We start from the raw sequence: 21316 nt of genomic DNA, 5'->3' as shown, positions 1-21316 counted from the left end.
ATGGACCTATTTCGCAGCCCCGGCTACCAAGTCTACCAGCTTCCACCCTTGGGCCTGGGCGGGCTCTATCAGCATTATTGCTTCGGATTTGCGTAGCGCGATCCCGAGCAACTCGCGCGGCCTGGTGATGCCGACGAAGACGTTTGTCGCGGCGGTGAGAGCCACCCCAGTAAATGGTTGATCGGTAACGCCGAACGCACGGGGCAGCACCGTGCTTAGGTCGATACATCGTTCGTCTGCACCACTGCCTTTCCATACCTCACTCTCGACGACCAGAATTCCGTCTACGCTCTTGCCCTTGACCGAGTGGATCGATCCCAGCCGCAAGGTGAGATCGTCGAATTGCATCTGCTTCGTGGAGCGGCGCTCGGGGTCCGCGAGATCAGCCTTTTGATCCGCGACGAAGCTGCATAGATCCGCGATTTCGGCCTCAGCGGCCTGAGGATGCGGACTGAAAAGTGGCAGCAGCTGTGCCATGAACGCCAGCCATGCCGCCTGCTCCCATACCGCATCACCGGTAAGCACATGGTCCCGGAGCAGTCGACGTACAGCGCGCGGCAACGCAAGGTCGCGATGCGACAGAACCGGCCAGACATTATGCGCAGTAATCGGACGATCATTCGCCGCTTTCCAGCCATGCGCGCGCGCCAGCCCGGAAACTCCGACGGCGAGCATCTCGCTGACCTCTGCGGGAGGACGCGCCGCGGCGTGGTGTACCGCCGCCTTCTGAAGCTGCCGGCAAAGGAGGTTGGCCTTCGATCGAGACCCGCCCTCGCTGCGATATGCGGGATGATAGTCGACAAGGCTCTTCGGCTGCCACGCCCCTTTCTTACCAGGCAGATTGTGACGCGATGCGACCGCCCAGACGTCGCGGCTGCTGCAATCGCCGCCCCACAGCGTGCGTGCCTCTTCGGCGAAGGCTCCGAGAACGCCACCGATCGTGGCTTCATCGAACAAGAACATCACCCGCGACGCAGGCCGTGCGCCCAGGCCCACAATGGTCTGAGCCTGGCGCGCGGTCAGCCGGCTTGCAAAACCGGCGATCTCCCCGCCGAACCTGCGGCTCGTATCGAGAGGGATGCAACCAGGACCCGGCGTCCAATAGGCTGGTGCAGCTCCATCGTCGTCATACAGGGTTTGATTGCTGTCCCCGAGGCGCTGGAACGCCGCTCCGTCTTGCTTGAAGACGTGCTCCAGCAACCGAAGCTGGTCGCCGTGGGTATCCTGCGCCTCATCAAGGATGACGAGCGGAAAGCGGTCGCAAAGCCGCTCGGCGAGAGCCGGGTTTTCACGGAGCGCGCGCCACGCGAGCGCGGTCATGTCGGCGTAGCGATAGAGCCCGCTCTTGACCATCGAGGCCTTGAGGGATTCGAGCGCCTTCCCGCAATCGGTGTGGGCGCCCCATTGCCCTTTGCGGCAGCGCACCGCCAGCGCCCGGGGCTCTGCATCTGCGTCCGTGAAACCCGAGTCCAGATCGAGGAGCGAAATCCACTCTTCGAGCCTGCGCTTCAGCTTAAGCTTCTTGTTCTTGGCGAGGTTGTCGAGGACGCCCCAACCCGGATACCGCCGCAGAGCCTCAGCCGCGAAGGCGTCGTCGTCAATCTGGCGCACGTGCCAGCCCAGGCCTCGAAGATAGGGCAAGGCAAGGTACTGGTTGATGAACGCTGTGACCGTGCCGGTGAAATGAGGATAGGCCATCAGCCGCGCTGCGGTCGGGTGACGGGCGATCAAATCTTCGACCTCCGTCCGCGCGGCATTGGTGTGCGAGATGACGCAGACGCCCCGCCTGCGGGTCGACCAGTTGCGCGAAAGCAGCGCGAGCTTTGCGGCCAGCAGCGTCGTCTTGCCGTTGCCGGGTGCCGCCTGGACGTCACAGGGGGTGGCCTTCGCCAGGAAATCGGTCTGGCTCGGATCAGTGAAATCGCAGCCGCCCAGCTCGTCGCCAAGTTCGGCAAGCAGTTCGGGTGTGAGCGGCAGAATTTCGAACATGGTGCTACGCCTCCACCGCCGCCGCGCCTTCCGTCCCGGCGCCCCCGATCTCCTCGTCTTCGACTTCCGGCTCGGGTACGATCGCTGGCGCCCCGGGGACATAGCCACCCGTCACGTAGTCGATCGCGCGCACCAGATAGGGCGGAAGCCGATCGCGCATCTGCTCCGGCGTATCGGTGCGTTTACGCAGTATGGCAGCGAGTTGCTCAGCGACCTCGGCCTTGGAGGCCTCTTTGTCGTGGACGGGCTGGTAGATCTTGACGGCGATCTCGGTCGTGGAGAGCCCAGCCTCCTTCCAGCCTGCGTAGGTTTCGCTGGCCTTCGTCACGATCGTCGCAAGCCGCTCGGGCTTGCGACTGCTGGTCTTGGCGAGCTGGACCGCCTGGTGAACGCTCTCGGCAAGCTGGGGCCGCATCGCGAGATCGAACTCGAGCGTCCAACTGTCGGCGATGAAAGCGTCGACGGGGTCCCCGACGTCGCGCCGCAGCGTCTTCAGCCGTGCGACGACCTCGTCCTGCGTCAGCTCGTTCTCGGTCTTCCGATCACCGACGAGGTATTTCGCCTCGGCGGGCGGGATATCCCTGTCAGGGATCAGCGCCACGGGCACGGGGATCGCGTTCCCGGTCTTGCGTTGCAGTATCCGGCTGTACCGGAACAAGCCGCGGTGACCGACATTGACGAGCGAGACGCCATAGCGGCTCAGCGGACGCCCAAGCTTCTCGGCGATCGCGGGCAGCAACAGGTGCTCGCCGTCGCCCTCCACGACGATCAGTGCGCGGGCGAAGAACAGGTTGGCCTTGGTCGCGTCGAGGAACCGGCGCAGGAACTCATAGTCGTCGGCTTCGAGCCGGGTATGCGCCGCGCCCAACGGAAAGGCGCGGTGACCGACGATGATCGTCATGGTCTCAAGCTCAGCGCCGGCCGCGAGTTGCGGGCTATGGGTGGTGAGCAGGACCTGGACCTGCTGATGGGTTTCGCCCTTCTCGGGATCCGGTTTGGCGGCGCGGGCAGCGAGCACCTCCATGAACAGCGTCTGGTGCTGGGGATGCAGGTGCGCTTCCGGCTCCTCGATCAGCAGGAACGGGACCTGATCGGGATGCGACTGAAGCAACAGCAGCTCGGCCGCCATGAACAGCAGGTTGTTATAGCCCAACCCGCGCTGCACGCGCTCCGTACCTGCCTTTGCGTTCAGATAGAGCTCGAATCGTTCGAGGATCTGATCGAACGACCCGCCCGCGCCGAGGTCCAGCGTCGCGACGAGGCGATCATCCACAAACGACAGCTTATCGAGAAAATCTGTATTCACGCTGCTGGCGACGCCCCCTACGACAGCGTTGCCCCGGACCGCAGCGTCAGCGGCGGCAAGCGTGTCGTGAAGCGTAGCGTTGGCACCCGGCGCGGCGGGCTTGCTCTGGGGGCCCATCGTGGGCATCGCGCCGAGAATGCGCGACAGACGCGACCGGCGTCCTGTTCGCATCTCGCGCTCGGCGTCCCGCAAAGGCTTGAGATAGGTGGTCTTTAGATACTCGCGCAGTTCTCCGTCGAGCGGCAGGCCTTCGCCTTCGGCGCCAGCTCGGTGCTGGCTGGAGATGATGCTGCCGCCGCCAGGAGAAACCCGCCGCGCGCCCCGCATGCAGACGTGCAGACGAAGCTTCCCCTTTTCGTTGGTGCACCATTCCAGAAAACGGGCTTCCTCATCCGCGCTGAGATCGTCGAAAGTACATCGCACGACGAAGTCGCAACCCCGCGTGCCGTCGACGCCGACGTGGAAGTCGTGTTCGTCTGGGCGGATATAGTCGTCGCCACGTGTCCAGAGGACGTAGCGGGCAGCGTCGATGATCGCGCTCTTCCCGGCGTCGTTCGGCCCCACGAGAATATTGAGACCGGAAGAGAGCTTCAGTTGCAACGGCGCGGCCGGATCGAAGCACCGGAAGCCGCTCGCATAGATTTCGGAAATGTACACCGTCGTCTCCCAGCCCGTTTTTTTCTTATCCTGCCGCGCTATTGGCTCGTGCGGCGATCTCTGCGCAGCGCTCCATGAGCGCCTCGAAAGGCTCGGCGTCCTCCAGAAGGAGGCCGTCCTCAACCATGTGGGCGTAATCTTCTTCCAAGGCCTTCGCGCCATCGCCGGCCGGAACGAGTTGCAGATCGCCGTTGACCGCAGCCGCGTAGTCGATCGGCGATCGGTCCGCTGCCTTTTCCGCGAAGAACATCGCCTTGTGACGGGCGACGGCGGTCGCCAGGTCGCGATCAGCGAAAGCAGCAGCCGCGAAGCCGGCCTCATCCAGTCGAGCCACGTCATGCCAGTGCCGGGCGAACCGATGACCGCGCAAACGCTCCTGCAGGCAGAAGACGTGGATGGCAGTTGCCTTCTCCCAGAAGGTCCGCTCCGCATGCATCACGCGCGGTCGGGCAGTCGGGAAGAAGACGTCCTCCACCAAGCCGGAAGCATCGCAGACTACGTCGCGCAAACTCGCCGGCTCGCCCGTTGATCGCGCACCGAATTCGAGCATCACACTCGGTGCGACATATCCCGAACCGGTCGCCGTCGCCTCGTAATCGATGAACAGCTTGTCGTCTTCGACACGGATCGTCGCCGCCAATCCCTCGCTGACCAGCGCATTCGCGATGGTCGGCTGCGCCGTTCCCGCCACCCACTCGGGTAGTCGCTTGCGGACCTCGCTCGACCAGCGCTTCTCCTCGCTACGGGTGTTCGGCAATGCCTCGCCGTTGCCGCCCACTAGGTCGGGAGCAAGCGCGCGGATGTCATAGGTGAGGTCGACGTCCTCGGAAAATCGATGGATGACCCCATAGGCTTTCGATAGAGACGTGCCGCCCTTGAAGACCAGGTGTTCGCCGAGGGGCGAGCCATAGAGGGCGGCAAGCGCCCAGACCACCCAGGCATCCTTTTCGAGCAGGTGGGCGGGGCGACCAGATCGGTCGGCCGCGACGCCCAAGACTTCACGGCGATCCGCGGCGGCAAGGCTGAGGAATGCGGCAGCCATGCGCCGCCTTTCCCACGCTGCGGGCGAGCCAGGTCGGAAGCTGCGGCGCCGCCGCCACCAGCTCGTTGAATGTAGTCTGCGGAAGTTTGCGCTTCAAAGCCAACAGCGCCGCCTCGGCCTTCTCGGGACCAAGCCAAGCCAGCGCCCGGACTACCTCACCGGCCGGCCGATTGGCCAAGGCGAGCTGCCAGCGCGGTGCGTGCCGCAGTTCGACTACCTGCTTGCCGAGATTCATTTTCCGGGTGCGGCCCGAGGTCAAATAGACCGAGCGGACCGGAACCTGTGTCGTGAGGCCAAGGGTGTTGGCGGCCGCCGCGCCGCTGGACACGATGACTTCACCGCGCTGGCTGGCGAGCGCCTCGACCGCCTGCTCCACCGAAGGCGACCGCGTGCCAAACCGGCTCGTCACGGGACGCAGATAGACGCCGCGGCCAGCGCGGATCAGTTGGCCACGCTCCGCCAGGCGTGACAACGCCTGGTCCACCGCAGCCCGATTGCCGAGGTGAAGCAAGCTCTTCGCGGACACGGGCGTACCCTCGGGCAATCCGCCCGCATGCGCCAAAATCTGTTCGCTCAACCGTTGCATGTCGATCTCCTGTCAGAAATATACGCAGTTTTCTGACAGTTTGCAATCGGCGGCTTGCTTCGTCCGGCTAGATCAACGGAGCCCCCGCATCGAGCAGGCCATCCAGAAAGTCCTCGCGCGACGGAACTGGTCCCGCCCGCGTTGCCAAGATCAGCGCCTCGACGACCTGACGCGCCAGCGAACGGGCCATCACTTGCTCCTGCGTGGAGATGTCCGTCATGGCGCGACCATGCAGGAAGGCGCTCCTGATGTCGAAGAGCTGCTCATACTGGTCGGCATGGCTACGGCCACCGAGCAGACCGGCAACCCGCCCTCGCATCCGGTTCGTGGCGCGCATCCCCTTGTGCCGATCGAGCGCGATCCGAAAGCTCTTCTGATAGTCGGCGCGCAGGCCGAGCGCCGCCTCGATCGTCGTGATGTGGGCGAGGAATTCGTCCACGCCCTCGGCCAGGAATGCACGGACAAGGAAATGTGCGATCGGCGTCTCGAACAGCACCGATTGCTTTGCCTGCTCGACGATTGCCCAACGGCTCTGGTCCCAGACGGTCAATTCGGTCGGGGCATTGTCCTCCAGGCGTAACTCGACCGGGCGTTCTTCCTCATAGGTTCCGCCGTAGCCGTCGTCGTAGATGCGATCCTCCCAGTTTAGGGTGTCCGGTGACGGCGGCGAGTTCAGCCGCACAAAGAGATCACTATCGACGGTATGGACCCACGGCACGCGAAACCCTCGCCAATCGACGGCCGGCATGGTCGACCAGCTCTCCCAGGGGGCCAACAGCAAGAAGAACAGCGCTTCTTCGAACACGCCAGGAAATCGTCCCTTATGCGGTTCGATCCGCCCCAAATCCTGGCTGAAGTCTATCGAGAATATCGGGACCGCACGCGCTTCCGGCCCGTGCTTGAATGCCACCGTCTCCTCCACGACCAGCCAGTGAAACTGAGCGAACCGATCAGCGTCGAACTGCAGCCGCGGATAGAGCCGTTTCAGCCGATGCTCATCGACCATTGCGCACAACTCGTCGGCCGTCAGCCGACAGACCTTTGCGGAGCCGAACGCAAGCGGCGGAAGGTCCTCCGCCAGATCGAGCGGTGCAAGATGCACCCGGGTTGACTGGGTGGCGCGCAGCGCCGCGTCGAGGCCCGCCGCCGCTTCCTCCACAGGCAGCGCCAGATGCGCCGCAGCGCTTTGCAGGTGACACGGGAGACCCAGCCCTCTCAACGCCGTCGAGAGCGCGAAGTCCGGTCCCGTCTTACCGGCGCCGGGATAGCCATCCCGGCACGCTTCGCGCAGACGCACGAAGGCCGGGTGCTTGAGGATATTATCAGGCCCTGGTGGCCGGAGCCGCCACAAGTCGGCCATCGCATCGAGCATTGCGGCGCTCGGACCGATCATTGCCTCGCCCATCAGCTTATCCGAAGCCGTCGCAACAGCTTGCCCAGGACCGCCTCATAGTCCTCTGCCTTGGAGAAGTCGGCGTAGAGCTTGCCCTTCAGGAATTCGGGCAGCTCGCATTCCTCGTAGAGTAGCGGCAACACCACGACCTCGCCGCTGGCGATCTCCCTGTTCATCGCCACGTCCAGCTCCTTCTTCACCCAGGGCGCGCCGATCGACTTCTTCGACAACACGACGGCGATGTATCGGCTGAGCTTCATGCCCTCCTCGATCTTGGCGATGAGCGAATCGCCAATGTCGATCTCGGCTTCGTCCAGCCACACACGCGGTACACCATGGGCCATGAGATCCTTGCGAAGCTGGCGCACGAAGGGCTTGTCGACGCCTGTATGGCTCAAGAAGATGCCATGGTATTTCTCGTGGGCGGGATCGGCCTTTTCCACCGCCAGGCTGTCACGAACGAGCTGGTTGGCCGCCTCCGGCGAGGTTGGCGGCGTCAGCAACCAACCCGTTGTCGTCCCGAGCGTCACGCTGCCGCCCAGACTGTAGCCTTCCGGCGTCGCAGCGATCGAGCTGAACCCGTCGATCGGATCGGACAGGCAAAGGGTCCAGCCGCCGGCCTTTGACAACTCATCGAAGTAGCGGACGAACGGGCTGTCGGGGTCGATGCCGCCCATCCGTCGCCCCTTCTTCACAAGAAGGTCCGAGCGTTTGACGAAGCTGGCGATCTTTGGCGCGACATAGCCGAGATGCGTTTCGCGATAGCCGAAGAAATTCATCCGTTTCGGTTCGGACAGGCACCAAACCACGGTTGCGCCGTCCGCGATCGCGACCTCCATTTCCTTCTCCCGGTCATCGAGGTCGAAGGCGGAGTCGATGTCGTAGTTGTCGTTCTGACGCTTGAGCCGGCCCAGCTCGTTCGGTTCGTTTGAAAACTCCCCGGCCGTGCCGAACAGGAAATGACTGTAGCTCTCCGGATTGATAATGATCGTGTCATATTCGTAGAGCGGATACGCGGCGCGTGTGCGATCCACACCGGGCCGGCACAGGCCCAAATTCTCGATCTCCACGCCCTCGATGGCATCGCCGGTATAGGTGACGCCCACTGTCAGCACTCTTCTCATCAAACAATCCTTTTCCCATTTTCGCGACCCTCGTCCGTCGCGCCGATTGCTCTTGGAACGCCCTCCAAGTCCCGCGTGGGCTTCACATCCATGACCTCGCCTCGGCTGCCGACAAGCGCGATCTCGATGCCGGCCAGCGCACAACGCGGCGCCAGACGCTCGGCCAGACGCAAGGTGCCTTCGGTAAGCGGCACGACCGCGACCTGTCGGCCTTGCGACGGCGTTGCCATCAGCAGCCCGACCGTCTCGCACAGCCCCTTGTAGAGCCGGGACACCTGGCCCGGGTGCCGTGTATTGATGATGCCGCCCTTGCATTCGGCCGAGATGATGCGGTCGCCGACTTCCGCCACGACATCTCCCAGGCCTGACTTGGGGTTCACAGTGACTGTCTGGCCCGCCGGATTCCGATAGACGCCGCCATAAGCCGTCGTGCCGAGACTAGAGACCTTCGCGAACGCCCGGCGCAGCAGCCAGGCGGCGAAATCGAATTGCTTGCCATGCTCGCCGTCGGGATGAATGCGCACATGCTGCGCATTCGCCATGCGCAGGAGGTGCATGGCGTAGGCGACCATGACCGCGCCTTCGTAGAGGTGGTGCTCATGGGCGCCGTCGGACTTGCCGACACGGTTCGGCGGCGGCTCAAGCGCCGTCACAAGATCCTCGAAGTCCAATTCAGCCTCCCCGGTTCAGACCGCGCCCCTCTTTGTCGCGCCCGCCATTGACAGTCACTTATAACCGGCCATATTTGCCCGGTAAAGGAGTCCCGGTCATGTTTGCCTACAGTCCTGAAAAATTCGCCTCGCTCTACGCGTCCGCTCTAGGTCAGCGCATCTGGGCGTTTCTCACCCTGCCCGAAAACGTGGCCCGCCTCGAGACCGCCTCGGAGCTTAGCAAGCCGGCGGTCGAAGGCATCGAGGAGCAACTTCTCGACGAATTTCGTGAGGACGTGCTGGTCGACCGCGTCAAGCAGATGGTCGGTCACATGGTCCGGCAAATTCTGGAGCAGCGCGACTGGGTGCTCGACCAGAGCGACGTGAAAGTGCAGTCGGTGCCCTTCAGCAAGGCCGCGCGGTATCGCCGGCCGGACTGGATCACGTTCCACGCCTTCCGCAACACCAGCGATCCACGCGACGTCGTCATTACCGACCGCCGCCAGAAGGCGCCGTTGCCGACCGACGTGCGCTGGACCTATTACGCGACCTTCGCCAGCCCGCTGAAGGCGGCGGTGGCGTTCGGGGTGCGCGACATCCGCCAACTTCGCCAGCATGTGCTCTCACACGGCTATCAGCGCCTGCGTATCGAGCGAATGCTCCGCCGCGCCTAACGGGATCTGACGATGACCAAACTGTTCGATATCGACGGCGCCAATCTCGATCGCGGCTTCATGAACCTGAAGGCTGCGGATTCGCGGACCGAGCAACAGCTTCACGACCAGATCGAAGCCATGTGGGCGACCTACGAGCCCTATGCCGACCCCGATTTTCCGCAGGGCTTCGCCCGCGACGTCGATGGTCGCTTCTGGGAGATGTATCTCGGCTGCACCCTGATCGAGGCGGGTCGGACGCTGTTGCCCGTCGTCGATCGCCAGCGCCAGGGCGGCCAGCCCGACCTTTGCGTCCTCGACGAGGGTCGCCGCATCTGGATCGAAGCCATCGCACCCGACGAGGGCGCGCCAGGCGCGGACCAGATCGTGCGGCCCATTCCCATCAACCAGGGCGGCCGCCTTGTCGCCGCCCCGATCCGCCAAGCACAGTTGCGGACGTCCGGCGCATTCTGGACCAAGGCGCAGAAGATCGCGCGCTACATCGAACAGGGCGTGATCGCGCCCGAAGACACACGGATCGTCGCGATCAGCGCGAGCCGCTTTGGCGTTTATGTCGCCGAGCGGCCATTGCCGCTGATCATGACCACGCTCTTCCCGATCGGCGATGCTTATATCACCATCGATCGCGCGACCGGGGATGTCGTCGAGGACGGATTCCACGCAGCGCCGCTGATCGACCGCGCACGCAATCCCATCCCGCGCACGGCGTTTCTGGACGAGCGCTTCGCCGATATCTCGGGCGTGATCTGGTCGCGCGTCGGTCTCGGCAACCTGTCGCGCCGCGGTCGCCCCATCACCTATGTCCACAACCCCCTGGCACGCGTGCCCCTAACCGTGAATTGGGGCGTCTGGGATCGCGAATTCGTCGTCACACCAAACGGCGATGGATGGGAGGCCAGCGACATCCTAGCGCCGGCGGACGCAGCGGAGGCTCAATGATGGGGGCTCAGCGCGCATCGACGCGACCGCTCGCCGCCTGCGCCACCCTCGTAACGGCGGGGAGGTAAGGGTGGCCGACAGCGGTGAAGAGCGATTGATCAAACCCATCAGCCAGCGACAGTTCGAACTCTATGCGCTGTCGCTGGAGCGTGGGCCGAACTTCGAGCCAGCCCACATCTTCAGCACCTATCGGGTCGGCCGTGGCAGCGCATGCGGCTGCATCCTGCTCGACCCGGAGCGTGGGGCGTTCACCACATTGGCGCTGCGCCGGCGCGTCGATCACTGCTGGGTGCGCGTGGATGAAGATGGCCCGTTCTCCACCCCCGAAGCCGCCCTCGACCGGCTCAGCATCAGCATGCGCGGAGGCGACCCACCCGAACCGCTGCCATCCGGAGCACGGCGACGTCCACTCCTGATAAAGATCGGTCCGCGCGGGACATCGCCCGAATTTGATCTTCTGACCGGCACCCTCAGCCATCTGCCCGCCCTGATGGCGGTCGGTGAATGCTACCTCGCGCTTCCGAAACCTGACGCCAATTTCGTCACCGATCTTCAAACCGACAATTTCGCCTCTCGGCTCTTCGAGCTTTATCTCCTCGCATGCTTCCGCGAACAGGGTCTCGCGGTCCGGCAGGACCATGTCTCTCCCGACTTCCAGATCGCAAAAGATGGGGCCGAGTGCTGGATCGAGGCGGTCACCGCGAACTCCGACACACCTCGCGCGGGCGGGATCGGCGATTGGGTACATGCCCCGAAGGACCGTAACGAGCGACTGACGGGCGAGCCCGCCGAGCGTTTCGCCAAGACGCTGAGGGGCAAGCTCCAGCGCAATTATCATGAGATGGCCCACGTCAAGGGGCGACCCTTCGCCATCGCCATCGCCGACTTCCACGAATCCGGTTCGATGGTTTGGAGCCGCGAGGCGCTTCCGTCCTATCTCTATGGCCTACGGGCCGACGTAGAAGGCGAAGGCGGGCAGCGCCGCGCGATCGGCACGTCGATCGCCAATCTCATCGGCAAACACAGCATACCAGCCGGCCTGTTCCGCGATCCCGACTTCGCGCATCTGTCCGCCATCATTTTCAGCAATGCAGGCACGCTGGGCAAATTCAACCGCATGGGCTTCCTCGCCGGCTGGCGCCCGCCCGGCCTGGAGATGATCCGGCACGGCATCCTGTTTGATCGAACGCCCGGCGCATTGGAGCCAATCGACTTCGAGCTGGAGGTCGGGAGCGCTGAGTATCAGGCGCTCTGGCCGTGGGGCGAGGCCTGGTGCCAGGAGCTGGAAGTGTTCCACAACCCGCAAGCGGCCCATCCCATACCGTTCGATCTGATCCCTGGCGCGACCCACTGGTTCGAGCGCGACGGCGATGTCGAGTGCAGCACGATCTGGGCAAATTCGGTTCTGTCGTCGATCACCCATTTGCGCATGGCCGGCGGGGCCGAACCGACACCGTCAGGCCGGCGCGAACCTGACCGGCCATGATCAATCTGTTCCAGACGTGGCGCGATCGCCGGAAGAAGGAGAACCAGAACGCATGACGACCGAGCCTTCCGACCAGACCATCATCCTCCACCTGTTGCGCGGCGCCGTCCCGGAGCGCGCCGACGAAATCAGCCGGCTATGGACCCAGTACGGTCACGCCGTGGACGTCGCGCCCAGCGCCAAAGGCGTCACGATGAACGCGGACGCCAGCCGGATCCAGGTCGATACCAAGACGATCGATCTCTTCTGGCTTTACGGCTTCAGCGCCTGGCATGCGATCGAGGTCTATGCCCCGGCCCTGGTCCTTGCGACGATGACCGGGATCTCGGTCGACCAGGCCCTCAAGATCGACGAGGCGCGTGGCCCCTTCGAGTTTGAATACAAGCAGCGCATCGCCAGCGCGCAATCCCTCATCGCAGCCGAACAGGCAGCCGATACCGATTGGCCGGCCGACGTGCCCCAACCGACCGCAGACCGGGACGGGTTGGGCGACGCGCAACATATGACCGCCTTCGACCTGGTCGCGCTGGCGCTCGCCTTCGCGCTGCTGCACGAATTCCAGCACGTCAGATATTCCGTCGATAGCAGCGCGCCCGCGACGCTGCCGGAAGAGGAGATCGCGTGCGACACCTGGGCCCGCGACTTCATGACGAGCGGTCTTGCGGCCTACGCGAAGGACAATGGCCACAGCTATGCGCAGGTCCATCAGAAGCGAGCGATGGGGATCGCGCTCGCCGCGGTGACCATCCACGCGATGACCCCTACGCACGCACATTGGGGCAATCGGCAATATCCGCCGATGGCCGAGCGCCTGACCGCGATGATCAGCGGTCACAATCTCTCAGCCGGCTCGCCGTTCTGGCTGTTCACGGGGTGCCTGCTGATCGCGCTCATGCGGCAGGAGGGCCGTCCCCTCGACATCATCGCCAACTCCAATCAGGAAATGGTCGAGATGCTGATCGACCGGCTTCGCTGACGATTTCGCCATAGGGAGCGCAACGGGTGCCGGTCTATTTCCTGGGTGAAGATGAGAATGGATGCTCCCCGATCAAGATCGGGGTCGCGAAGAACATCGAGAAGCGCACGCGCAATCTTCAGACCGGCAATCCCTCGACGTTGCGGCTGCTTGGGTGGATCGAGGCGGCCGAGGACTTCAAGCTTGAAGGCGACCTCAAGAGGCGCTTCGACGCAACCCGTGTGCGCGGTGAGTGGTTCGCTATCGAGCCAGCCGACATTCTGCCGTTGCTCATGCAAGCGGGCCGCGACGGGTTTGTCGCCAAGAATGCCGACGCCTTCCAGATCGTCGGATACGACCGTGACGCCATTCCCGAATATCTCGGCGTGTGGGACTGGGCCGATCTTGAGATCGACGAATGCTGCCCGTTTTGCGGATGCCTCTGCGGCATGCATTTCCAGGACGCCTCGCAGATGTACCACTGCATAAGCTGCGATGCGCTCACCGACTTTCCGAGCTGAGCCGGCACGACGACGAACCGGAGGATTGAACTATGGAGGAACGTCAAACGAGCGCAAGCGAAGCATGGCTGGAGGCGAGAGCCCCCGGGTTTAAGGATTTGCCCGAAGACGATCGCCGCGCGATCTTCGACTTCGCCTTTCTCTGGAGCCTGTTCGAGGCCGAGATCATGGCGGCGAACGCTCGCGTCGACCGGATCACCGAGAAGGTCGATGTCTGGGCGACGGGCGACATGCTGAGCGCCGATCTCTATGGCGCGGAGCTGGCCTATTTCCGCGACCGCTACTTTGCGAACGGCGAGCTGACATATCACTATCCCTTTTTGGACCTGCGCAAATCGGACCACCCCGATCTTGTCGAAGCCGTGATCCGCGGCGCGAACAATGATCCCCGCGACCGGGTGCTGGCCTTGCTGATGATCGTCTGGCGCCTGCGCAACAATCTCTTTCACGGCGCAAAATGGGCGTACCAAATCCGAGGGCAGCGCGAGAACTTCACTCAGGCGAATGCCATTCTCATGCGGGTGCTCGAACGCCACGGCCAGTTGGCCTGATTTACGCTTCTCAGGATTTACGACCTTGGGGAAAGCCTTCCCCTACGGCCGAGCCTTGGTCTCGGCCGACCCCTTCTGCGGGGCCGCAGCCCCGCAACGCCCCGCTGAGAGCGAGAGAGCGGACTGATTTTCCGTGACGGGTTGAGGGTTGGAGAAGAGGTCTCCGACGCCCGTCATGGAGATTGGTCCCATGAACATGCAGGTCCTCGACGCCCGCCGCGAAACCAGCGGCGGTTACAAGGTCGATGTCAGCCGGGGGGAGCGGATCGGCCGCGTCTCGTCGGAATGGTTTACCCGCCCTGCCGACGAGCGCTACCTGTCCCTGTCCGAGTTGGGTCGCGCGGTCGGCGACCGTACCAAACGTAGCCAAACACGCGTGGTGGAAAGCGCACTCATCCATGTCGAGGCGAACCGCAGCGACCCGGAGCGACTGGCTCTGATCCTTCCGGGCTCGAACACGCCTATCGCGCCGACTCACTGGTCTTTCGGCCAGCTCGCCAGCCTGGTCGGCGCACCGGCCGCGTATTTACGGCAGCTCCCCGCCGCACTCGCTGCCATCAACCTGCAATACGGCCTGACCTCCAACCGGGCGGAGCAGATCAAGACGCTCGAGACCGATAATGGCCGTGTTGAACTGCGCGCCGTGACCGGCCCGGACTACGGCCGCATCTACGATCACGAACTGGTCGAGGCCGTGCAGCGCATTGCCGGCAACGGTACGGGTGAGACACGCTGGAAAGTGCCCGGCGTGCTCGACTGGTCGACGGGCATCTACAATCCGCGCGTCGATATCACCAAGGACACCACGACGCTCTACGCCTCGGACCGCGACGTCTTCCTCTTCCTCGTGGATGACCTGAACCCGATCGAAGCCGGCCGTCTGCCGGACGGCTCGCCGGATCTCTACTTCCGCGGCTTCTATTGCTGGAACTCCGAGGTCGGCGCCAAGACACTTGGCATGGCGAGCTTCTATCTGCGGGCGGTTTGCCAGAATCGAAATCTCTGGGGCGTGGAGGATTTCGAGGAGATCACCATCCGCCATTCCAAATATGCCGCCAACCGCTTCGCTCATGAGGCCGCGCCAGCGCTGGCGAAGTTCGCCAATTCGTCGCCGCTACCTTTCGTCAACGGCATCAAGGCGGCCCGCGAACGGATCGTGGCGCGCAGTGACGAGGATCGCACCGACTTCTTGCGCCGTCGGGGCTTCTCCAAGGCCGAGACCGGGAAGATCATCGACACGGTGCTAGCCGAGGAAGGGCGTCCGCCCGAGAGCATCTTCGATTTCGTGCAGGGCATCACCGCCGTAGCGCGCGATAAGCCGCATCAGGACGCCCGCCTCGACATGGAGGCCAAGGCGAAGAAGCTGCTCGATCGCGCCGCCTGACAACCGCAAAGCCGGAGATGCGGTTTTCCGTGTCTCCAGCTTTGCGGTTCCGTGCCTTTCTGGTTTGCCGGTCCGTGGCGCTGCCCCTTTCAGAGGAAGAGGGCGGCGCTTCGCTCCGTGACGGGTTTAGGGCTGAGAGAGAGTCTCTCGGCGCCCGTCGTGGAGTACATTCCCATGGCCACAGCTGCGAAGAAAATCACCCTGTGGTCGTCGCGCGACATCCCCTTCAACCAGCTCGTCATCTCCCAGGCGAACGTCCGGCGGATCAAGGCCGGCGTGTCGATCGAGGAGCTGGCTGAGGACATCGCCCGGCGAACGCTGCTGCAGAGCATCACTGTCCGGCCGGTGCGCGACGCCGACGGTGCCGAGACCGGCATGTTCGAGATTCCGGCAGGCGGACGCCGCTATCGCGCGCTCGAACTGCTGGTGAAGCAGAAGCGCCTCGCCAAAAACGCGCCAGTCCCATGTGTCATCCGCGAGGGCGGCATGGCCGAGGAGGATTCGCTGGCCGAAAACATCCAGCGGGCGCCGCTTCATCCGCTGGACCAGTTCCGTGCCTTCCTGACCTTCCGCGAAAAGGGCATGTCCGAAGAGGAGATCGCCGCCAACCAGTTCGTCTCGGTCTCGGTCGTGAAGCAGCGTCTGCGTCTGGCGTCGGTCTCGCCCAAGCTCCTGGACACCTATGCCGCCGACGGCATGACCCTCGATCAGCTCATGGCGTTCACGGTCAACGGCGATCATGAGCGGCAGGAGCAGGTCTTCGAGCGCCTTACGCAGGGCTATAGCAAGGAACCGCATCTCATCCGCCGGATGCTCACCGAAGGTGCGGTCCGCGCCGCTGACAAGCGTGCGCAATTCGTAGGGCTCGAAGCCTACGCCGAAGCTGGCGGCGTCATCATGCACGACCTGTTCCAGGGTGACGATGGCGGCTGGCTGCAGGATGTCGGCCTTCTCGACATGTTGGTGGCCGAGAAGCTGCGTGAGCAGTCCGAGGCGATCTCCGCCGAAGGCTGGAAGTGGATCGATGTCGCGCCGGACTTCCCCTACGGCCACACCTACGGCCTGCGCCACCTCCGTGGCGAGCAGCCCGCCCTCACCGAGGAAGAACAGGCCACCCGCGACGTCCTTCAGGCCGAGTTGGACGGACTGGAGGAAACCTATGCCGATGCCGAGGATCTGCCCGACGAGGTGGACGAACGGCTCGGTGAGCTCGAAACCGCAATCAGCGCGCTCGACGATCGGCCGATGGTCTTCGAGCCCGAGGAGATCGCGCGGGCCGGCGCCTTCGTCAGCGTCGATGGATCGGGCAACCTCCGGGTCGAGCGCGGCTATGTCCGCCCAGAAGACGAACGCCCGATTGAGCCGGACGTCGATTCCGAGGTCGAGGACGGCGTGAGCGCCGTCGCGGCGCGCGCGGAGCATGAGGACGATCACCTGACCGCGGACATCGAGACGACAGCGGAGCCCGAGGAAGACGATGGCCTGAAGCCGATCCCGGACCGCTTGATGACCGAGCTGACCGCCCATCGAACGCTGGCTCTGCGCCACGCGCTCGGCGAGCATCCCGATGTCGCCTTCCTCGCCGCGCTTCATGCGCTCACGCTCCGGGCCTTCTATCACTATGGCTCGGACACCTGCCTGGAGTTCGATCTGAAGAGCGTCAGTTTCGGCGCGCAGGCGCCGGGTCTGAATGACAGCAGCCTGGCCTCGGCAGTCGACGGCCGCCATCAAGCGTGGGTGGCGGCGCTTCCCAAGGAGCCCGGCGAGCTGTGGGAGGCGCTGCAGGCGTTCGACGGCGACAGCCGCTACGCTCTGTTTGCGCATTGCGTGTCGCTGTCGGTCAATGCGATCTACGAGGCGTACAACCGTCGGCCTCGTGCGCTCGCCCACGCCGACCAGCTCGCCCAGGCGGTCGATCTCGACATGGTGGCGGCCGGATGGGAGCCCACGATCGACACCTATCTCGGCCGTGTCACCAAGGCCCGCATCCTCGCGTCGGTGCGCGAGGCGAAGGGTACGCGCGCCGGTGATCGCATCGAGCACCTCAAGAAGGGCGACATGGCCGAAAAGGCGCAGGAACTGCTCGCCGGTTCCGGCTGGTTGCCGGAGCCGCTTCGCACGCCCGGCCACCTGGTCACCGCGGTCGATGACACATTGACCGTCGAGGCTTACCAGTCCGGCGATCGTGAGGTCGAAGATACGGCGGAAGACGGCGGCGAAACGGCCATGGCGGAAACCGAGCCGCAGATCGAAGATGAGCCGGCCGAGATCGACATGCATGTGATCGCGGCTGAATAGCCGAAGGAAGCAACACGTCCCCCGAGGGCCCGCCGGCAACGGCGGGCCCATTTTTCGTCTCGGAGTCCGCGATGCAACCTGCCACAGATCTTGCGCGACGGCTGGCTGCTCAGGCCGAGGCTGTTTGTCGCCACTACCTCTCCAATGGCCACCGTGAGGGCCGCTACTGGCTGGTCGGCGATGTTCGCAACACGCCCGGCCGCTCGATGTTCGTGCGGCTGAAGGGTGGCGAGACCGGCAAGGGTGCCGCCGGCAAATGGACCGACGCCGCCACAGGCGAGCATGGCGATCTCCTCGACCTCATCCGCGAGAGCTGCGGCCTGGTCGACTTCAAGGACGTCGCCGACGAGGCCCGGACCTTTCTCAGCCTGCCGCAACCCGAACCGGAGCCAAGCTCTACCCGGCGCACATCGGCGCCGGCGCCATCAGGATCACCGGAAGCGGCACGGCGGCTCTTCGCAATGGCGCAGCCAATTTCCGGCACACTCGTAAAGACGTATCTCCGCACACGCGGCATTACGGATTTGCACGGAACCGGAAGCCTGCGCTTCCATCCCCATTGCTATTACCGTCCCGACGAACATTCCCCGACGGAGACCTGGCCGGCGATGATCGCATCCGTCACCGATCTCGCCGGGCGTCAGACCGGCGCGCATCGCACCTGGCTCGCTCCGGACGGATCGGACAAGGCCCCGATCGACACGCCAAGACGGGCGATGGGTAACCTCCTGGGACATGCCGTTCGCTTCGGTGTAACGGGCGAAGTGATGGCGGCGGGCGAAGGCATCGAGACGATGCTATCGCTCAGGATGGCGCTGCCCGCCATGCCGATGGCGGCGGCGCTCTCGGCGTCACATCTCTCTGCCATCCTGTTCCCCGACACGCTGCGCCGGCTCTACATTGCCCGCGACAATGATCCGGCCGGCGACGGGGCGATGGCGACGTTGATCGAACGGGCGAACGCGGCCGGGATCGAGGCGGTCGTGGTGTCTCCGAGCCTGGGCGACTTCAACGAGGATCTCCGCCTGGCCGGTCTGGACAGCCTCCGGGCAGCGGCGCGGGTGCAGATCGCGCCACAGGATGTCGCGCGCTTCATGGCGCTGGCGGAATAGGCCGACGGAAGAATGCAGGCGGCGGGAGCGCCGTCGTCGGCATCGCTCGGTTGATTCCCATGTCGGAGAGAACCGCGCCCCGGCCTTCGAGAGGGCGATCGGCCAGCAAACGGCCCGGACCCGCAATGTCTGCGGCGGACTATTTTCCGGCGGCCCTTAGGGCCTTTCCATCGCGAAACAAAATAGACCGCCTTCGTCATCCTCCGCCGCGCTCCGGCCCTCCGCTTCGCTGCGGGTGCAGGTCCGAACCGCCCGCCGGCTTTCGTCGCCATGAAGGCCGCGAGGGTCGCGGTCGAACCGACGGAGCATCCCGATGAGCGAGCACGACGACTTTGAGCCGCACCACGCCTCTTCACCCACCGACCATGTCCTGAGCGAACTCCAGCTTTACGGCTACCGTCCCTTCACGGATGAACTCGATCCACGACCGCTTCCGGAGGGCGACCATGTCGCCGGCGCCATCGCCGACATCTTCGACGCCCTGATCGCCACCCTGGAGGACACCCGCCTCGAGCCCGATCTCGACGATCTCCTCTGGTCGACGGTCAACGTCTTTCATCGCGCCACTGACCGGATCGCGCGCGAACTCGACGACAACGAGCAGGCGCAGCGCCGCGGGCAGCGCGAACAAGACGGCAGCGAGGTAAAGGCGGTCGAACTGGAGCGCCACATCGCCGAGGGCCAGACCCTCATCGAACGCCAGAACGCCTTCGAACTGATGCGCGATCAAGCAGCCGAACACTACGAACGCCACGTCGGCAAAACTTGGCTTCCGCGCAGCGGGTCAAAGGTCAACCACCGCAATCTTACCTCCGCGATGATCGACAGCCGCGATTTCCTGGCAGCGAAGCGGCGCGCCGAGCAGACGATCCTTCTTCCCGCTGGTCCCAAGATCCTCGTCACCGGCGGGCTCGACTTCAACGATCACCGGCTGATCTGGGCCAAGCTCGATCAGGTCCACGAAAAGCACCCAGACATGGTGCTGATGCACGGCAAGTCGCCGAAAGGCACCGAGAAGATAGCATCCCTTTGGGCAACGAGCCGCAACGTGCCGCAGATCGGTTTTGCTCCCGACTGGACGAAGCACGGCCGCGCAGCGCCCTTCAAGCGCAACGACGAGATGCTGGAAATCCTGCCCAAGGGCGTGATGCACTTCCCCGGCACCGGCATCAACGACAACCTAGCCGACAAGGCCAAGAAGCTCGGCATCCCGGTCTGGAAGTTCGGCGGCGCGTGAGCGCCGCCGTTCCGTCAGAGGCGGCCCTTCGTCATCTTCGTCAGTTCCTGCTCAACGAGAGCCGTTGGCAGGGCGAAGAAATTGAACCGCTCGTACAACGGCGTCAGCAGCTGATGCATGACCTCGACCAGATTGTCCTTGATTTGATCCGGAGTCGCCTGTGTCTCCAGAACGATCTCGTCCGTGCCGCTCGCATCGTCGCCGAACACCGCCCGGTCCCCGGTCACGCTTGTCAGCGCACGACCACGCAAGCCCGTGTAGCGGCATCGGACTGCGATCGCGTCGACGTCCTCATAGGTTTCGGCCAGGCGACTGGCGAAGAGCAAGCCTTCCGCGACGCGCCACACCGGTAGCGTGACATCGAAGAGTTGGCCTGGCGGGCGGCCTGCCAAGGCGTCCTCGGCATACCCACGCATCGTATAGAGGGCGCCGTCCGGGGCAGCGCGCCAGAAATCGCTGTGACCGGCATCCTGACTGCGATCGGGAACAGGACGCCCGACCCAGGCTTCAACGAAGTTCTCGTACGGATAGGGAGCCCAGGCCGCCGTGGTCATATCGAGGAACGGCGTCCATCCCGTCAGTTTGATCCGCCTGGCGCTCTGAAGCCGCTGCTGGAGATCGGCCAGTCCTTTGGCCGGCTTCGCGCCCACCAGCGAGAAGCCCATTTCGTAGTGGCCGTGCGGAAAACGCGGCGGGGCGTCCGCAGGAAGGTCCGCCACAAGCTCCGTCCAGCGATTCCGAGCGGTGTCGCAGAAAGCGCGCAGCTGCTCGTGGGCGTCGGGCGGCAGGTTTTGCACCTCCACGCGGCCGGTCACGATCGAGCGGATCGCCTCGAGCATGTCCTCGCGCCCCGCTCTGACGCAGCGGTTCAGGAGGGTCCGCCATTCCTCGCCCGTTTGCGGTTCTTCGCTGCGGGGCCCCGGTTTACGAATGTAGCAACGATTCTGGGCGATGATGCCTTGGCAGTCCCGCTTGCTCATGACCGGTTCGGTCATCGTACCGGGGACCGCGACGACTGGATGAACGACCCCCGTGTCCGGGTGTGGGACAGCGTACATCTCGCAATGAAACTCAGGGGCGGCGAACCGCCGGATTGCGGCATTGACCGCGTCTTGCGTAACCTCGGGGATCGCGGTCGGTCGCGCATGCGATTTCAGGCCAGCGGTCTCCTCGGCCAAGCCCAGCACGATGAAACCGCCCCCATGATTGACCAAGGCAATCGCCGCTTTCGCTAGAGTCGCCTTGTGCTCAGTCGAGCTGAGATCGAGCCAGTCCTTGTACTCGACACCGAGATCTTCCCGCGGCTCGGTAATGAGGTGCTGTAAATCCTGGATAGACGGCAAGGCTTCCTCCGCTTTTCTGTTCTAATCGCGCATGGCTGGACGACCCTGCCGAGGCCCCGGTGGTTTAGC

General features: G+C 64.2%; 18 protein-coding genes. 10 read left to right on the top strand and 8 right to left on the bottom strand.

Annotated features, from left to right (window positions below):
• Positions 1 to 6 precede the first annotated feature (6 nt).
• From IEX88_RS21595 to IEX88_RS21565, 7 genes are all read right to left on the bottom strand, one after another.
• A complete protein-coding gene (locus tag IEX88_RS21595; protein ID WP_188854551.1) occupies positions 7 to 1989 on the bottom strand; it encodes a UvrD-helicase domain-containing protein in 1983 nt (660 codons plus the stop codon).
• A 4-nt stretch (positions 1990 to 1993) separates the two neighbouring features.
• The gene (locus IEX88_RS21590) at positions 1994 to 3952 is read right to left on the bottom strand and encodes an ATP-dependent nuclease (RefSeq protein ID WP_188854550.1); all 1959 of its coding nucleotides are present in this window, start codon (positions 3950 to 3952) and stop codon (positions 1994 to 1996) included.
• A 25-nt stretch (positions 3953 to 3977) separates the two neighbouring features.
• Positions 3978 to 4994 (bottom strand): nucleotidyl transferase AbiEii/AbiGii toxin family protein, encoded by a 1017-nt coding sequence (locus IEX88_RS21585; RefSeq protein ID WP_188854549.1) that lies wholly within the window; start codon positions 4992 to 4994, stop codon positions 3978 to 3980.
• Positions 4951 to 5580, bottom strand: a complete 630-nt coding sequence (locus IEX88_RS21580; protein WP_188854548.1) for a DUF6088 family protein — start codon at positions 5578 to 5580, stop codon at positions 4951 to 4953. The genes IEX88_RS21585 and IEX88_RS21580 overlap by 44 nt, the downstream gene beginning before the upstream one ends.
• Before the next feature lie 67 nt (positions 5581 to 5647).
• The gene (locus tag IEX88_RS21575) at positions 5648 to 6985 is read right to left on the bottom strand and encodes a hypothetical protein (RefSeq protein ID WP_210319316.1); all 1338 of its coding nucleotides are present in this window, start codon (positions 6983 to 6985) and stop codon (positions 5648 to 5650) included.
• Positions 6985 to 8079, bottom strand: a complete 1095-nt coding sequence (locus IEX88_RS21570; RefSeq protein WP_244640420.1) for a toll/interleukin-1 receptor domain-containing protein — start codon at positions 8077 to 8079, stop codon at positions 6985 to 6987. The genes IEX88_RS21575 and IEX88_RS21570 overlap by 1 nt, the downstream gene beginning before the upstream one ends.
• Positions 8080 to 8096: 17 nt before the next feature.
• A complete protein-coding gene (locus tag IEX88_RS21565; RefSeq protein ID WP_244640419.1) occupies positions 8097 to 8768 on the bottom strand; it encodes a hypothetical protein in 672 nt (223 codons plus the stop codon).
• Positions 8769 to 8866: 98 nt separating this feature from the next.
• Between IEX88_RS21565 and IEX88_RS21560 the strand changes: the two genes are divergently transcribed.
• The 10 genes from IEX88_RS21560 (at position 8867) to IEX88_RS21515 (ending at position 19904) form a co-directional block, all read left to right on the top strand.
• Positions 8867 to 9421, top strand: a complete 555-nt coding sequence (locus IEX88_RS21560) for a hypothetical protein (protein ID WP_188854546.1) — start codon at positions 8867 to 8869, stop codon at positions 9419 to 9421.
• Between the two features lie 12 nt (positions 9422 to 9433).
• Positions 9434 to 10360 carry a hypothetical protein gene (locus IEX88_RS21555; protein ID WP_188854545.1) on the top strand — a complete coding sequence of 309 codons (927 nt, stop codon included), beginning with the start codon at positions 9434 to 9436 and terminating at the stop codon, positions 10358 to 10360.
• A 70-nt stretch (positions 10361 to 10430) separates the two neighbouring features.
• Entirely contained in the window at positions 10431 to 11846 is a 1416-nt protein-coding gene (locus IEX88_RS21550; RefSeq protein ID WP_188854544.1) for a hypothetical protein, read from the top strand.
• A 52-nt stretch (positions 11847 to 11898) separates the two neighbouring features.
• Entirely contained in the window at positions 11899 to 12822 is a 924-nt protein-coding gene (locus IEX88_RS21545; RefSeq protein ID WP_188854543.1) for a phage exclusion protein Lit family protein, read from the top strand.
• Positions 12823 to 12848: 26 nt separating this feature from the next.
• Complete coding sequence (locus IEX88_RS21540; RefSeq protein WP_188854542.1) at positions 12849 to 13322, top strand: GIY-YIG nuclease family protein; 474 nt, start codon at positions 12849 to 12851, stop codon at positions 13320 to 13322.
• 32 nt (positions 13323 to 13354) lie between these two features.
• Positions 13355 to 13873: a hypothetical protein gene (locus IEX88_RS21535; protein WP_188854541.1), complete on the top strand. Its 519-nt coding sequence runs from the start codon at positions 13355 to 13357 to the stop codon at positions 13871 to 13873.
• Between the two features lie 190 nt (positions 13874 to 14063).
• Positions 14064 to 15257, top strand: coding sequence for a DUF932 domain-containing protein (locus IEX88_RS21530; RefSeq protein WP_188854540.1), 1194 nt, complete (start codon positions 14064 to 14066; stop codon positions 15255 to 15257).
• Positions 15258 to 15431: 174 nt separating this feature from the next.
• Positions 15432 to 17555, top strand: coding sequence for a ParB/RepB/Spo0J family partition protein (locus IEX88_RS21525; protein ID WP_188854539.1), 2124 nt, complete (start codon positions 15432 to 15434; stop codon positions 17553 to 17555).
• Positions 17556 to 17626: 71 nt separating this feature from the next.
• Positions 17627 to 18667, top strand: coding sequence for a DUF7146 domain-containing protein (locus IEX88_RS21520; protein ID WP_188854538.1), 1041 nt, complete (start codon positions 17627 to 17629; stop codon positions 18665 to 18667).
• Positions 18668 to 18980: 313 nt separating this feature from the next.
• Complete coding sequence (locus IEX88_RS21515; protein ID WP_188854537.1) at positions 18981 to 19904, top strand: DUF2493 domain-containing protein; 924 nt, start codon at positions 18981 to 18983, stop codon at positions 19902 to 19904.
• Between the two features lie 14 nt (positions 19905 to 19918).
• Here IEX88_RS21515 and IEX88_RS21510 read toward each other — a convergent pair whose 3' ends face one another.
• Positions 19919 to 21247, bottom strand: coding sequence for an AlbA family DNA-binding domain-containing protein (locus IEX88_RS21510; protein WP_188854536.1), 1329 nt, complete (start codon positions 21245 to 21247; stop codon positions 19919 to 19921).
• Positions 21248 to 21316: the final 69 nt, after the last annotated feature.

The sequence above is a fragment of the Aureimonas glaciei genome (genome assembly GCF_014643375.1).
GTDB lineage: Bacteria > Pseudomonadota > Alphaproteobacteria > Rhizobiales > Rhizobiaceae > Plantimonas > Plantimonas glaciei.
This window is presented reverse-complemented; position numbering and strand designations above follow the sequence as displayed.

Bases quoted from the DNA above. Each gene is read 5' to 3' on its own strand.
- IEX88_RS21575 (WP_210319316.1), bottom strand. From the start codon at position 6,985: ATGGGCGAGGCAATGATCGGTCCGAGCGCCGCAATGCTCGATGCGATG.
- IEX88_RS21525 (WP_188854539.1), top strand. From the start codon at position 15,432: ATGGCCACAGCTGCGAAGAAAATCACCCTGTGGTCGTCGCGCGACATC.
- IEX88_RS21530 (WP_188854540.1), top strand. From the start codon at position 14,064: ATGAACATGCAGGTCCTCGACGCCCGCCGCGAAACCAGCGGCGGTTAC.
- IEX88_RS21595 (WP_188854551.1), bottom strand. From the start codon at position 1,989: ATGTTCGAAATTCTGCCGCTCACACCCGAACTGCTTGCCGAACTTGGC.
- IEX88_RS21555 (WP_188854545.1), top strand. From the start codon at position 9,434: ATGACCAAACTGTTCGATATCGACGGCGCCAATCTCGATCGCGGCTTC.
- IEX88_RS21535 (WP_188854541.1), top strand. From the start codon at position 13,355: ATGGAGGAACGTCAAACGAGCGCAAGCGAAGCATGGCTGGAGGCGAGA.
- IEX88_RS21515 (WP_188854537.1), top strand. From the start codon at position 18,981: ATGAGCGAGCACGACGACTTTGAGCCGCACCACGCCTCTTCACCCACC.
- IEX88_RS21520 (WP_188854538.1), top strand. From the start codon at position 17,627: ATGCAACCTGCCACAGATCTTGCGCGACGGCTGGCTGCTCAGGCCGAG.
- IEX88_RS21585 (WP_188854549.1), bottom strand. From the start codon at position 4,994: ATGGCTGCCGCATTCCTCAGCCTTGCCGCCGCGGATCGCCGTGAAGTC.
- IEX88_RS21545 (WP_188854543.1), top strand. From the start codon at position 11,899: ATGACGACCGAGCCTTCCGACCAGACCATCATCCTCCACCTGTTGCGC.
- IEX88_RS21580 (WP_188854548.1), bottom strand. From the start codon at position 5,580: ATGCAACGGTTGAGCGAACAGATTTTGGCGCATGCGGGCGGATTGCCC.
- IEX88_RS21560 (WP_188854546.1), top strand. From the start codon at position 8,867: ATGTTTGCCTACAGTCCTGAAAAATTCGCCTCGCTCTACGCGTCCGCT.